We start from the raw sequence: 13,705 nt of genomic DNA on the forward strand, positions 1-13,705 counted from the left end.
CTACGCCGTTCTCCTACGCCCGAACGCGTCCTCCACCGCGTCGATACCCGCGCGCACGGCCGGGCCGGCGTTGTCGGCCCGCCACACCGCGTAGATGTCGCGGTGCAGGCGCGGTTCGGTCGCCACCAGCGCCACCCCCTCTGGCGTCCGGTCCATTGCCAGCCGGGGAACCAGCGCGGCCGCGAGTCCTGCCGCCGCGAACGCGAGGTGTGTCGAGACGTCCGACGCCTCGAAATCGACGCGCGGCTCGAAACCCTGCCGACGCAGGGTGACCACCAGCCACTCGTGGAATGCGGTGCCGGACCCCCAGGCCACCCACGGCATGTCGGCGAGACTCGACAACCGCACCTCGGCGTCCCGCGCACACGGATGATCGACGGACAGCGCGAGATCGGCAGTGTCGCGGTGGATCAGTCGCGACTCCAGGTGCGCCGGAACATCGACCGGCGCCGATTCCCAACTGTCGACGACACCCACATCGATACGGCCGCGGGCGACGGACTCGAGGGTCACCTCGGTCTCGGCCTCGGTCACCGTCACGTGCAGCGGATACCGGGACAGAAGCGTCCCCACCGCCGACGGGAGTACCAGCCGCGACGCGGTCACGAAGGCGCCGAACCGCAGCGGGCCCACCACCTCGCTGGCCATCGCGGCTATCTCCGCCTCCACGCCGGACGCGCGGGCCAACAGCTCGCCGCCGCGGCGCGCCAGTAGTTCTCCCGCGGGCGTCAGACGCACCCCGCGCCCCGCCGGTTCGAGCAGTGCGACCCCGACTTCACGCTCAAGTTTCGCCAACTGCTGCGACACGCCCGACGGCGTCACGTGCAGAACCCGCGCAGCCGCCGCGACGGACCCGGACCGGGCCACCGCACACAATGCCCGGACGCGGTCGAGGTTCAACACGGAAGCAACACTACCGAATCTCGAGAAATACTTCTTAGTTGTTGTTCGTGCAGGTAGACCCAACAATTGAGCCCGTGCAGATCGTCGAAGTTCGCAGCCTTCCCCTCGCCGCCGGCCGCGTCACCGACGCGCGCGCGCTGGCCGTGGCGGGAGCGGCCTGCATCTCCCTGACCGCGGTGTTCATCCGCCTCGCCGACGTCTCCCCCGCGACGTCGGTGTTCTTCCGCTGCGCGCTGGCGCTGCCGCCGCTGGCCGTGCTCGCGTGGCGAGAGCACCGGCGCAGCCGTCGGACGAGCCGTGCGGACGCGGTGCGGTTCGCCGTCGCCGGGGCGCTGCTCGGTATCGACTTCGCGTTGTGGTCGCAGGCCATCATGCTCGTCGGGGCGGGCATCTCCACGGTGCTCGTCAACATTCAGGTGGCAGTGGTGCCGCTGCTGTCGTTCCTGTTCCTGGGCACCAGGATTCCCGCCCGCTTCGTCGCGACGATCCCGGTGCTGTTCGCCGGCATCGCACTCACGGCGGGCGTCGTCGACGACGGTGCGACCAGTCCGGACCTGCTGTGGGGGACGCTTCTGGCCCTCCTGTCCGGGGTGGCGTACGCGGGCTACATCTTCGTCGTCGGCGGGCGCGGCACGGCTGCCACTGCCGGCACCCAGGTACTGGTCTCCACCGCGGCCGCGGGCGTGGTCGGCTCCGCCCTGGGGTCCGTGTGGGGCACCGTCGACCTGGCGCCCGGATGGGCCGCGTTCGGCTGGCTCGCAGCCCTCGCCGTGTCGGCGCAGGTCCTCGGCTGGATGCTGCTCGGCCGGTCGCTCCCCCGACTCGCGCCGGAGGTAGGCGCCACGCTGCTGCTCCTGCAACCGGTGCTCGCGATCGCGGCCGCGATGGCGCTGCTCGGCGAACGCCCGTCGACCCTGCAGCTCGTCGGCTGCGCGACCGTCGTCGCCACCGCGTGGTACGTCGCGTCGCGGCCCGACCGGTCCCGCTGAACGAGATTCTCGTTCCATCGACGCGAGGTCCCGTCCACTGTGACACCGGACACGCGTCGAGTGTCACCGTGCATCCCTGCACCACGACTCAGACACCCAGGAGGCTTCTCGAGATGTACCCGGGCATCCACGCGGCAACCGCGCCCGAGCGACCGGCGGTCGTCTTCACACCCACCGGCGAGGTGGTGACCTACCGCGAGCTGGAGGACCGCTCCAACCAGCTGGCCCAACAATGGTTCGCGCTCGGTCTCCGCAAAGGTGACCACGTGGCGATCCTCGCGGAGAACCATCCACGATTCCTGGAGGTGTACTGGGCCGCCGTGCGGTCCGGCCTGTACATCACGGCCGTCAACTGGCATCTCACGGCGGACGAGGCGGCCTACATCGTCACCGATTGCCAGGCAAAGCTTCTCGTCACCACCTTCCGCCTCGCGGACCTCGCGTCCGCGGTCGTGGACGAACTGACGGAGCGGCCGCACGTGTTCATGATGGACGGTGTCGTCGACGGCTTCGAGTCGTACGAGGAGTCGATGGCCGAGTTCGCCCCGGTGCCGCTCGCCGAGCAGCCCCGCGGCGACATGATGCTGTACTCGTCGGGAACCACCGGACGCCCTAAGGGCATCCGACGCCCGCTCACCGGCATCACGATCGACGACCCGCGCGGGATGAACGTCGGGCACTTCGCGAAGACGCTGCTGGGCATGAGTGACGAGTCGACGTATCTCGTCCCGGCTCCGATGTACCACTCGGCGGCCCTGCAGTGGTCCGCCGGCGCACAGAGCCTCGGCGCCACCGTGGTGCTGATGGACCGCTTCGACGCCCGCGAGTTCCTCGCGAACATCGAGAAGTACTCGGTCACCCACACCCAGGTCGTGCCGACGATGATGGTCCGGCTGCTCAAGCTGCCCGACGACGAGCGCACCTCGTTCGACGTCTCGTCGCTGCAGGACTTCCTGCACTCCGCGGCGCCGTGCCCGCCCGCCGTCAAGCAGGCGACCATCGACTGGCTGGGTCCGATCGTCAGCGAGTTGTACTCGGGCACAGAGGGAATGGGCATGACATTCCTGACCGCCGGCGAGTGGCTCGAGCGCCCCGGATCCGTCGGCCGCCCGGTGCTCGGCACCCCCGTGGTGTGCGACGAGGAGGGGCAGCCGCTGCCCGCCGGTCAGATCGGTGCCGTGTACTTCGAGCGCGACGTCGTGCCGTTCGAGTACCACAACGACGCCGACAAGACCGCCGACTCCCGCCACCCGAGCAATCCACGCCTGTCCACGGTCGGCGACGTCGGCTACGTCGACGAGGACGGCTACCTGTTCCTGACCGACCGCAAGTCGTTCATGATCATCTCCGGCGGCGTCAACATCTACCCGGCCGAGATCGAGTCGTGTCTCGCGGCGCACCCCGACGTCGCCGACGTCGCGGTGTTCGGCCTGCCCGACCCGGAGATGGGCGAGTACGTGCACGCCGTCGTCGAACTCGATCCCGGGGTGCCCGGCGACGACGACACCGCGGAGGCGCTGCGGGCGTACGTCCGCGAACACCTCGCCAAGTACAAGGTGCCGAAGACGATCGAGTTCTGCGACCACCTGCCGCGGCTGGCCACCGGCAAGGTCAAGAAGCACGACCTGCGCGACGCCGCACTGCGCGCTCTCGCATAGCCGAAACGGGCGGTTACTGCGTTCGGCTCTCGGCCGATGGCGCAGTAACCGCCCGTCGTCGGTGAAGCTAGGCGGCGACCTTCGCAGGCTGGTCGTCGTCGGTCACGCGCGCGTCGGGCGCCTGGATCGGCCCGATCTCCTGTGCGTAGTAGAAGTGCGGACGCCGATGGCCGAGGAACGAACCGAACCACGACATCACCGCGACGTAGCGGTTGCGGAAGCCCACCAGGTAGACCATGTGGACGGCGAGCCACAGCACCCACGCGACAAAGCCGGTGAGCTCGATGCTCTTGACCTTGGTGACGGCGCGGAAGCGATTGATGATCGCCATCGAGCCCTTGTCGCGGAACTTGAAAGGCGTGCCACGCTTGGTCTTTCCGAGGATGGTGGCGGCGACGTGGCGGCCGCCCTGCATCGCGACGGGCGACTGGCCGGGCAGTTTGTTCAGCGACGTCATGTCGCCGACCGCGAAGATGTCGGCGCGGCCACCGACGGTGAGGTCGGGGTTGACGAGCAGACGGCCGGCGCGGTCGGTCTCGCAGCCGGTGCGCTCGGCGAGCGCCGCCGCGAAGTCGTTGGCCTGCACGCCGGCCGACCAGATGACGGTCTCGGCGGTGCGACGCTCACCGGTATCGCTACCGTGGGCCTTGAGGGTGGCGCCGTGCTCGTCGATGTCGGTGACGAGCGTGTTGAGGACGACCTCGACACCCGACTTCTCGAGCGACTCCTTGGTGTACTCGCTGAGCTTGCCGCCGTACGCCGGCATCGCGACACCCGCGCCCTCGACGAGGGTGACGGTGACGTCGTCGGCGGTGATGCCGCGGATCGACTGCTCGAAGTAGCGGCCCGCGAGCTCCTTGATCTGACCGGCGAGCTCGACGCCCGTGGCGCCCGCACCGATGACGATGAAGCTCAGCAGGTTCTTGCGTCGCTCGAGGTCGGTGGTGGTGTGGGCCTCCTCGAAGCAGCGCACGATCTGGGCGCGCAGGCGTTCGGCGTCCTCGACGGTCTTGAGCGCGTAGGTGACCTTCGCGAACTCGTCGCGCCCGAAGTAGCTCTGCCGGGCGCCGGTGGCGGCGACGAGCGAGTCGTAGCCGATCGTGTGACGCTCGCCGGCGGCCTCGTAGACGAGTTCCTTCTCCTCGGGGTGCACGTCGACGACGCGGCCGAGGCGGACGTCGGCGTTGGGGTACTTCGCGAGGATCGCGCGCACCGAGGGGGCGATCTCACCGGCGGCGAGAACACCCGTGGCCACCTGGTACAGCAGCGGCTGGAAGAGATGTTCGGTGGTCTCCGAGATGAGGACGAACCGCTTGCCGGCCTTGGCCAGCTTCTTCGCCGTGGCGAGGGCACCGAATCCGGAACCGACGATCACAACTTCGGTCCGATCGATAACTGCTTCGCTCACGGTTGCCTCCTTCTCGAGATTTTCGAGAGACCTTGTCGAGATGTATGAGAGACACCGTAGGAGCGCTAAGGACATTTACGCCAGTAATCAGGGATATTCGGAGAACAGTTATCTCGATCGCTCATAAGTAGGATGGGGTCATGGACTTTCGTCAGCTGCGCTACTTCCTTGCGGTGAGCGAGGAGCTCAGCTTCAGCAGGGCGGCGGAACGCTGCTTCATTTCGCAATCTGCCATCAGCCACCAGATCAACAAGCTCGAACAGGAACTCGGTGCGCCGCTGTTCGAACGTTCGACCCGGGTGGTGAAGCTGAGCCCGGCCGGCTCCCGGCTCGTGCCCATCGCGCAGGAGGTGTTGACCCTCGAGACGAGGGCGTTCGCGGTCGCGAAGGAGCCCCGCAACCGCATCAGGATCACCGCCAGCATGAGCTTCGCGCCGCAGAGCCTCGCCGCGATCGCCGACGTCCGGGAGAAACACCCCGGCCTGGACATCGAGTTCGTGATCAAGAACTTCACCGACCGCATCGACGCGGTGTCGGCCGGTGACGCGGACATCGCACTGATCCGCGGCGAGGTGGACCGGCCCGGGCTCGAGACCGTCGAACTGGGCGTCGAGGACCTGATGATCGCGACGTCCAATCACCACCCGGTGTCGGCGTTCTCCACCGTCGAACTGAGCGAACTGGCCCCCTACCCGCTGCTGCTGCCGCCCCGGCACAGCCAGATCCTGATCCACACCGTGGTCGAGAACGCGTTCGTCGACGTCGGGCGACGGGTCCAGTTGGGCCCGCCGCTCGCCCGCGACCACACCGCGATCCTCGACGTGATCACGAACCCGCGCGCGTGGACGGTGCTGTACGCGAGCACGGTCGCCGAGGTCCCGGGGACCGGCCTGTGCGTGATGCGAGAGCGCAACAACCGCTTGCGGGTGCCGGTGAGCGGCATCGTCCGCAGCGGTGCGGCGTCGTCGCCCGGACTGGCCAGCCTCGTGCAGTCGCTGCGCCACACCGTGACCGCGGACAGCAGTGTGCCCCTGAATCCGCCGCAGCAGATCAGGGGCACACCGGAAGAGCGGTAGCTACAGCGTCCGTCGCCCCGAGAGCGCGCGGCCGAGGGTGAGCTCGTCGGCGAACTCGAGGTCGCCGCCCATCGGCAGGCCCGACGCCAGCCGGGACACCGTCAGTCCCGGGAAGTCGCGGAGCATCCGCACCAGGTAGGTCGCCGTCGCCTCGCCCTCGGTATTGGGATCGGTCGCGATGATCACCTCGCTGACGTCGACGCCGTCCTCCTGGTTTCCGATGCGCGCCAACAGCTCCCGGATCCGCAACTGGTCCGGGCCGATACCGCTGAGCGGGTCGAGTGCGCCGCCCAGCACGTGATATCGCCCCTTGAACTCGCGCGTGCGCTCGATCGCCTGGACGTCCTTGGGCTCCTCCACGACGCACACCATCGTCCGGTCCCGGCGCGGGTCGGAACAGATGCGGCACTTCTCCTCCTCGGAGACCGTGCCGCACACCACGCAGAACTGGACGCCGTCACGCACCTTCTGCAGAACCGCCTGGAGCCGGTCGATCTCCGGCGGCTCGACCGAGAGGAGATGGAACGCGATGCGCTGGGCGCTCTTGGGTCCGATGCCGGGCAGCTTGCCGAGCTCGTCGATCAAGTCCTGGACGGGACCTTCGTACAAGGCGCGCCTCTAGAAGGGGAGTCCGGGCAGGCCGCCGGCGAGCGGGCCGAGCTTGCTCGCCGCGATCTCCTGAGCCTTGTTCGACGCGTCGGCGATCGCACCGATCACGAGATCCTGCAGCGTCTCGATGTCCTCCGGGTCGACGACCTTGGGATCGATCGTGAGACCGACGACCTCACCGGTGCCCTTGACCGTCGCGGTCACCAGACCGCCACCCGCCTGGCCAGTCACCTCGGCCTGCGACATCTCGGCCTGCGCCGCCATCAACTGCTGCTGCATCTGCTGCGCCTGCGCGAGGAGCTGCTGCATGTCGGGCTGTCCACCTGGTTGCACGGGACTGGTCCTTTCTTCGGGTCGGTTCGCCAGCGTAGTCCGTCGGCCCTAGGCCAGCTCGCGCTGCAGATTCGCGAGGGTGGCCTCCTGGATCCGGCGCAGCCCCAGCGGAGCGAAGGTGCGCTCGAAGAAGCCGCCGATACCGCCGGCGCCCTTCCACTCGGTGGAGGTGGTGACCGTGGACCCGGCGCCGGACGGAGCGACGGTCCAGGTGGTGACGAGCGACGAGTTCGCGTCGCGCTCGGTGATCGTGTTGCCGGAGACCGTCACGGTCGCCTTGACGTTGCGCGACCGCTTCTCGGTGGCCTGCAACGTCCACTGCGCGACGGTCCCCTCCCCCTGGCCGCCCTCGAGGACCTGGTAGTCGCGGTACTGCTGGGGCAGGATCCGCGGGCGCATCGTCTCGTAGTCCGTGAGCGCACCGAGCGCCTGCTCCGGCGTCGCGGTGAGGGTGATCGAACTGCTCGCGCTGACCTGTGCCACTGATACGTCTCCTTGCTCGGGGTTTCCTCCATCCTGCCTGCTCGACCGGCCCCGCTTCCAGGCCCCGCGGAGTGACCCAACGCACCGTTTTCACTCACTGAGACCTACGCCACAGACATGGGGCATTTGTCCTAATCTCCGCCTCGAAACAACGAAACAGCGAGGTGAGCTTTGAAGAACTTGTGGTTCCGGTCGGGCATCCGACTGGCCGCGCTCGGTGCGGCGGCAGCCGTGCTCGTGGCCGGATGCGCGTCCGCCGACGGCCAGTCGAACGAGGGATCGGCCGTCACGACCGGCCCGGTCAACGTCGCCCAGGACGCCGGAGATCCGGTCCGCGGCGGCACCGTGACGTTCGGTTCGTATTCGTTCCCGAACGCGCTCGATCCGACGAAGACCCAGGCGGCGGGCTCCACCGGCGGCACCGAGATGGCCGCGATCTACGACACCCTGATCCGCACCGACGCCGAATCCGGCACCTTCGAGCCGCAGCTCGCCGAGTCCCTCGAGCACAACGCCGACTACACCCAGTTCACCGTGAAGCTGCGCGAGGGCGCGACGTTCAGCGACGGCTCGCCGGTCGACGCCGACGCCGTCAAGTGGAGCATCGACCGTTTCGTCGCCGCACGTGCCGACGTCTCGCAGGTGTGGGCCAACTCGGTGACCTCGATCGCCACCCCGGACGCGAAGACCGTGACCTTCACGCTCAACGCGCCGTGGAACGACTTCCCCGTGCTGTTGGCGATGGGCCCCGGCATGGTCGTCTCGAAGAACTCCGAGGCGGACGGGAAATTCACCCCGATCGGCGCGGGCCCGTTCACGTTGACGCGTTTCGCGCCCAACGAGGAGATCGTGCTCAGCCCGCGCGAGGACTACTGGAACGGTCGCCCCAACCTCGACAAGCTCCGGTTCGTTCCGACGAACGGCGCTCGCGGACAGTTCGAGTCGCTGCAGAGCGGCCAGCTGGACATGGCCTACATCCTGCGTGACGAGGCGACGATCCGGGACGCCGTGAACGCCGGCTTCAGTGGGTACCTCGACATCCAGGGACTCGGCGCACTCGGCATGATCAACGCCCGCGAAGGCCGCCCGGGCGCCGACGTGCGCGTGCGGCAGGCGGTCGCGTACGGCGTCGACCCGCAGGCGATCAATCAGCGCGCCAACGACGGTCTGGGCATCGCCGCCTCGACGCTCGTGCCGGACAGCTCCCGCTGGTCGTCGGGCGCCGAGGGCGTGGCGTTCGACCCCGACAAGGCGAAGCAGCTCCTGGCCGAGGCCAAGGCCGACGGCTACGACGGCAAGCTGAAGTACCTGGCGACCAGCGAGAAGAGCGCCGAGGCCGCCGCACTGGCAGCCCAGGCATCGCTCAACTCGGTGGGCTTCGACGTTCAGATCGAGTACGTCAACAGCACGACCGACCTGGTGCGCAAGCTGTATGTCGAGCACGACTTCGACCTGACCCGTGCGGCGTTCGCCTTCATGGACGAGGCGCCCTACCTGCGCCTGTACGGCGGCATGGGCAGCGATTCGCGCAACAACGCGGCCGGCTATGCCGACCCGCAGATGGACGCACTGCTCGTCGAGGTGAAGACCGCGACCACCGACGACGCCAAGAAGGCCGCCATCGCCAAGGTGCAGGCGCGCGCGAACGAGACGATCCCGTACGCGGTGTGGGGTCCGAGCAAGGTGCTGACCGCGTGGGACAGCAACGTCCACGGCGTCAAGCGCAACGCGGACAACATCATGCTGCTCGACCAGGCCTGGGTCGGACAGTGATCGACGCGGGGCGTCCCGGGTGCTCCGGGACGCCCCGCGCGGTCGTTAGCATAGCTATATATTTCTGACTCACCGGGATATCGATGGCCGACCGATCCGACTAGCGATAGCGTCAGTGCGTGGCCGACTCAAAGAGTGGTATCCGCGAAATCGGGCTTGCCGCGCACAGTGCGGGGGTCCGACGCCTGCTGTCCAGTTACCGGGCGATCCCGCCGAGCGCGAACGTGCGCCTGGCGAAGAAGACGTCCAACCTGTTCCGCGCGCGGGCGAAAAGCACCGCCCCGGGCCTCGACGTGTCCGGTCTGAGCGGCGTCATCTCGGTGGACCCGGACGCGCGAACCGCCGACGTGCAGGGGATGTGCACGTACGAGGACCTCGTCGACGCGACACTTCCGTACGGGCTGGCGCCGCTGGTGGTGCCGCAGCTCAAGACCATCACTCTCGGCGGCGCCGTGACCGGTCTCGGCATCGAGTCGACGTCGTTCCGCAACGGTCTCCCGCACGAATCGGTCCTCGAGATCGACATCCTCACCGGCAACGGCGAGATCGTCACCGCAACCCCCGACAACGAGTACGCGGACCTGTTCCATGCGTTCCCCAATTCGTATGGCACTCTCGGCTACTCGACGCGCATCCGCATCGAGCTCGAACCGGTGAAGCGGTTCGTCTCGCTGCGGCATCTGCGTTTCACGGACCTGAAGCAGCTCGAGGAGACGATGGCGCGCATCGTCACCGACCGCACATGGGACGGCGTCGACGTCGACTACCTCGACGGCACGGTCTTCACCGCCACCGAGGCCTATCTGACGCTCGGCGCGCAGACCGACGAGCCGGGCCCGGTCAGCGACTACACCGACATGGACATCTACTACCGGTCCATCCAGCACGAATCGATCAACCACCCCAAGACCGACCGGCTGACCATCCGCGACTACCTCTGGCGCTGGGACACCGACTGGTTCTGGTGCTCGCGCGCCTTCGGGACCCAGAACCCGAAGATCCGCCGATTCTGGCCGAAGCGGTACCTGCGCAGCAGCTTCTACTGGAAGCTCATCGGACTCGACCAGAAGTACGACATCGGCGACCGGCTCGAGGCGCGGAAGGGTCGGCCCCCGCGCGAACGGGTCGTGCAGGACATCGAGGTACCGATCGACCGCTGCGAGCAGTTCCTCAGCTGGTTCCTCGACGAGATCCCGATCGAACCGCTGTGGTTGTGCCCGTTGCGGCTCCGCGAACCCGCACAACCCGCATCCGCCACCGATCGGACCGATCACGAGGCCGCACCGCGGCCGAAGCACGAGGCCGCACCGCGGCCGTGGCCCCTGTATCCCCTCGACCCCGGACGCACCTACGTCAACGTGGGCTTCTGGTCCTCGGTGCCGATCGTGCCCGGCGAGCCCGTCGGCGCCGCCAACCGGCGGATCGAGGAGAAGGTCAGCGAGCTCGACGGCCACAAGTCTCTCTACTCCGAGTCGTTCTACACCGAGGACGACTTCGCGCTGCTGTACGGCGGCGACCACTACACCCAGATCAAGAAGCGCTACGACCCCGATTCACGTCTACTGGACCTCTATTCGAAGGCGGTGCAACGAAAGTGACGACCCTCAGGACGAAATCCGACCCGCACAGGCTCACGATCGCGGAGATCGTCGATACCGTCTCCGACGGCCGGATTCCGCTGCGCTTCACCGCCTACGACGGCAGTGCGACGGGCCCGGAGGACGCGCCGTACGGCCTGCACCTGAACTCGACCCGCGGTACCACCTACCTGGCCACCGCACCGGGCGACCTCGGCATGGCCCGCGCCTACGTCTCCGGGGAACTCGAGGCCATCGGTGTCCACCCCGGTGATCCCTACGAGATCCTCAAGGCGATGACCGACCTGCACTTCCACCGCCCGTCGGCGAAGGAACTCGCGGCCATCACCCGCTCGATCGGATGGGACAACCTGCGCCCCATCGCGCCGCCGCCGCAGGAACACCTGCCCCGCTGGCGCCGCTTCGCGGAAGGCCTGCGGCACTCCAAGACTCGCGACGCCGAGGTGATCCACCACCACTACGACGTCTCCAACACCTTCTACGAGTACGTCCTCGGCCCGTCGATGACCTACACGTGTGCCGCCTACGAGTCCGAGGACCAGAGCCTCGAGGACGCGCAGGAGAACAAGTACCGCCTGGTGTTCGACAAGCTGGGGCTGAAGGAGGGCGATCGCCTCCTCGACATCGGCTGCGGCTGGGGCGGCATGGTCCGCTACGCGGCCCGTCGAGGCGTCAAGGTCATCGGTGCGACGCTGTCCCGCGAACAGGCCGAGTGGGCGCAGGCGGCGATCCGCGAGGAGGGCCTGGAAGATCTGGCAGAGGTCCGCTTCTCCGACTACCGCGACGTGCCGGAGACCGGATTCGACGCCATCTCCTCGATCGGCCTCACCGAGCACATCGGTGTGCACAACTACCCGTCGTACTTCGGGTTCATGAAGGACAAGCTGCGGGTCGGCGGCCGGATGCTCAACCACTGCATCACCCGCCCCGGCAACCGCGGCGGCGCGAAAGCCGGCTACTTCATCGACCGCTACATCTTCCCGGACGGCGAGCTCACCGGCTCCGGCCGGATCATCAGTGAGATCCAGAACGTGGGGCTCGAGGTGCGCCACGAGGAGAACCTGCGCGAGCACTATGCGCTCACCCTGGCGGGCTGGTGCCGGAACCTGGTGGACAACTGGGACAAGTGCGTCGCCGAGGTCGGCGAGGGCACCGCGAAGGTGTGGGGCCTGTACATGGCAGGTTCGCGACTGGGCTTCGAGCGCAACGTCGTTCAGCTCCACCAGGTGCTGGCCGTCAAGCTCGGCCCGAACGGCGAGGCGGACGTGCCGCTGCGCCCGTGGTGGAAGGGCTGACCCGACCGAGACCCGGAGGGCCGTCGTCCACTCGGACGGCGGCCCTCCGTCACGTGGTGCGAGAGGCGACGTCGACCTGACGCGCTGCCTTCTCGATCGCCGCAGCCGCCCGCTGGACGGCCTCGATCATGCGCCGGTCCGTCGTGATCCGGTCCACCGGACCGCAGATCGAGATCGCCGCCGGCTTGGGGATCCCCTTCGACACGGCCGCCCCGACGCACCCCAGCGACGGCGACAACGTGCCCCGGTCGTACGTGACACCCTCGGAGACCGCGCGGTCGAGTTCCTCGCGCAGCGCACGGCGGCCGCCGACGATACCGGTCTCGAGATGATCGAACACCGGACCGTCCAGCGCCTCGGGCGGCAGTTGGGTGAGCAGCGCCTTGCCGACCGCCGAGCGGTGCGCCGGGTAGCGTCCGCCGATCCGGGACGGCACGTTGGCCCCGAACGATCCCGACACCTTCTCCCAGTAGACGCCGTCGGCGCCGTCGAGGAACGCGAGGTGGACCACCGACCCCGTACTGCGATGCAGTTCTTGCATGATCGGCAGCGACACCCGGTGGAACCAGTGATTGCGGATCGCCCGTGAACCCAGCTCGAACAGGCGGATCCCCAGCTCGTACCGGGATCCGTCCCGGTTGAGCCACCGCATCGACACCATCTTCTCCAGGAGACGGTGCGCGGACGAGCTGGGGATTCCCGTGAGCCGGGTGGTCTCGCTCAGCGTCAGGTAACCGTTGTCGTCGAGTGCCTCGAGCACCAGTTCGATCCGGTCGAGCATCGACGTGGCCGGAGCCTGTTCACGGTCATCTGACACGGCCGCGTCCTCTCTGCTAGGGCAGCAGGTCAGACACCGAATCCACCTGACACCGAGATTTGCTGCCCCGTAATATAGTTGGCCTGCTCCGAGGCGAGGAACACGGCCGCCGAACCGATGTCGGCGGGCTTGCCCCAGCGCTTCAACGGGACCAGTTCGTGCACCTCAGGCGCCGCTCGGCGGTGCATCCCCTTTCGCGATCGTCGCCAGAAGATCGGCGATCCGCGCCTCGTAGATCTCCCGTTCGGCGTCGGGAATCTCCGACGACTGCAAGATCCCGCTCCCGAACAACGACCAGCCGGAGATCGCAGCCAGCACTGCCATCTGCCGAACCCGATCGTCGACGGAGACGTCCGAGGACCGGGTGAGCGTCTCGAAGGCGTCCATGTCCTCGTTCGGAACGAGATCCGAACGTCCGTGCAGGTTCAACCACGCGACGATTCGCACGTACTCGGGGTCGGCGACGCCCACCATGAACAATGCACGCACGGCCTCGGGGAGCGAGTCGACCCCCGCGACGATCGCCGCCGACTTCTCGTGACTTCGCGCGAGCACCGCCCGAACGACGTCGTCCTTGTTCCCGACGTGTTTGTGGATCAACCCGAGGTTCACGCCGGCGTCGGCCGCGAGCTCACGCATGCTGAAGGACAGCCCTTTCGCGGCGAGCAGCCTGCGAGCCGCCATTCGTACCGCTCTGCGCACTTCGTCTCTGCCCCAGGCCTTGTCGGCCACCTCGCCTTCGCTCACCCCTTGACAGTAGACG

14 protein-coding genes are annotated in these 13,705 nt (G+C 67.9%); 6 read left to right on the plus strand and 8 right to left on the minus strand.

All coding sequences use genetic code 11. The features are described 5' to 3' along the window. On the minus strand, window positions 1-903 hold the full coding sequence (locus PSS76_RS20135; protein WP_022593666.1) for a LysR family transcriptional regulator: 903 nt from the start codon (window positions 901-903) through the stop codon (window positions 1-3). Window positions 904-977: 74 nt separating this feature from the next. Between PSS76_RS20135 and PSS76_RS20140 the strand changes: the two genes are divergently transcribed. Both PSS76_RS20140 and PSS76_RS20145 read left to right on the plus strand, forming a co-directional pair. Next, a complete protein-coding gene (locus PSS76_RS20140) occupies window positions 978-1,892 on the plus strand; it encodes a DMT family transporter (RefSeq protein ID WP_337456575.1) in 915 nt (304 codons plus the stop codon). 113 nt (window positions 1,893-2,005) lie between these two features. After that, on the plus strand, window positions 2,006-3,550 hold the full coding sequence (locus tag PSS76_RS20145; protein WP_337456576.1) for an acyl-CoA synthetase: 1,545 nt from the start codon (window positions 2,006-2,008) through the stop codon (window positions 3,548-3,550). A gap of 67 nt (window positions 3,551-3,617) precedes the next feature. Here PSS76_RS20145 and PSS76_RS20150 read toward each other — a convergent pair whose 3' ends face one another. Beyond that, window positions 3,618-4,943 (minus strand): NAD(P)/FAD-dependent oxidoreductase, encoded by a 1,326-nt coding sequence (locus tag PSS76_RS20150; protein ID WP_084980074.1) that lies wholly within the window; start codon window positions 4,941-4,943, stop codon window positions 3,618-3,620. Between the two features lie 155 nt (window positions 4,944-5,098). Between PSS76_RS20150 and PSS76_RS20155 the strand changes: the two genes are divergently transcribed. Further along, complete coding sequence (locus tag PSS76_RS20155; RefSeq protein WP_084848680.1) at window positions 5,099-6,034, plus strand: LysR family transcriptional regulator; 936 nt, start codon at window positions 5,099-5,101, stop codon at window positions 6,032-6,034. Here the strand turns inward: PSS76_RS20155 and recR are convergent, their stop codons facing one another. Genes recR through PSS76_RS20170 form a run of 3 tightly spaced genes read right to left on the minus strand, consistent with a single transcriptional unit; the run spans window position 6,035 to window position 7,459 of the window. Next, window positions 6,035-6,643: a recombination mediator RecR gene (gene recR / locus PSS76_RS20160; protein ID WP_005516072.1), complete on the minus strand. Its 609-nt coding sequence runs from the start codon at window positions 6,641-6,643 to the stop codon at window positions 6,035-6,037. 9 nt (window positions 6,644-6,652) lie between these two features. Further along, the gene (locus PSS76_RS20165; RefSeq protein WP_005516073.1) at window positions 6,653-6,976 is read right to left on the minus strand and encodes a YbaB/EbfC family nucleoid-associated protein; all 324 of its coding nucleotides are present in this window, start codon (window positions 6,974-6,976) and stop codon (window positions 6,653-6,655) included. A gap of 48 nt (window positions 6,977-7,024) precedes the next feature. Further along, window positions 7,025-7,459, minus strand: coding sequence for an SRPBCC family protein (locus PSS76_RS20170; protein ID WP_005516074.1), 435 nt, complete (start codon window positions 7,457-7,459; stop codon window positions 7,025-7,027). A 171-nt stretch (window positions 7,460-7,630) separates the two neighbouring features. Here PSS76_RS20170 and PSS76_RS20175 point away from each other — a divergent pair, with 171 nt between their 5' ends. From PSS76_RS20175 to PSS76_RS20185, 3 genes are all read left to right on the plus strand, one after another. Further along, a complete protein-coding gene (locus tag PSS76_RS20175) occupies window positions 7,631-9,232 on the plus strand; it encodes an ABC transporter substrate-binding protein (protein WP_005516076.1) in 1,602 nt (533 codons plus the stop codon). A 119-nt stretch (window positions 9,233-9,351) separates the two neighbouring features. Beyond that, window positions 9,352-10,830 (plus strand): FAD-binding oxidoreductase, encoded by a 1,479-nt coding sequence (locus PSS76_RS20180; RefSeq protein WP_005516078.1) that lies wholly within the window; start codon window positions 9,352-9,354, stop codon window positions 10,828-10,830. After that, window positions 10,827-12,125 carry a class I SAM-dependent methyltransferase gene (locus PSS76_RS20185; RefSeq protein ID WP_005516080.1) on the plus strand — a complete coding sequence of 433 codons (1,299 nt, stop codon included), beginning with the start codon at window positions 10,827-10,829 and terminating at the stop codon, window positions 12,123-12,125. Before PSS76_RS20180 ends, PSS76_RS20185 begins: the two co-directional genes overlap by 4 nt. A 49-nt stretch (window positions 12,126-12,174) precedes the next feature. Here PSS76_RS20185 and PSS76_RS20190 read toward each other — a convergent pair whose 3' ends face one another. Genes PSS76_RS20190 through PSS76_RS20200 form a run of 3 tightly spaced genes read right to left on the minus strand, consistent with a single transcriptional unit; the run spans window position 12,175 to window position 13,689 of the window. Continuing rightward, window positions 12,175-12,942, minus strand: coding sequence for an IclR family transcriptional regulator (locus PSS76_RS20190; RefSeq protein WP_005516081.1), 768 nt, complete (start codon window positions 12,940-12,942; stop codon window positions 12,175-12,177). A 29-nt stretch (window positions 12,943-12,971) separates the two neighbouring features. Beyond that, window positions 12,972-13,130: an SDR family oxidoreductase gene (locus PSS76_RS20195; protein ID WP_022593655.1), complete on the minus strand. Its 159-nt coding sequence runs from the start codon at window positions 13,128-13,130 to the stop codon at window positions 12,972-12,974. Next, window positions 13,108-13,689 carry a TetR/AcrR family transcriptional regulator gene (locus PSS76_RS20200; RefSeq protein WP_237170412.1) on the minus strand — a complete coding sequence of 194 codons (582 nt, stop codon included), beginning with the start codon at window positions 13,687-13,689 and terminating at the stop codon, window positions 13,108-13,110. The genes PSS76_RS20195 and PSS76_RS20200 overlap by 23 nt, the downstream gene beginning before the upstream one ends. Window positions 13,690-13,705 lie beyond the last annotated feature (16 nt).

The sequence above is a fragment of the Prescottella sp. D32 genome (assembly GCF_037287305.1).
In the GTDB taxonomy this organism is placed as follows: domain Bacteria; phylum Actinomycetota; class Actinomycetes; order Mycobacteriales; family Mycobacteriaceae; genus Prescottella; species Prescottella equi.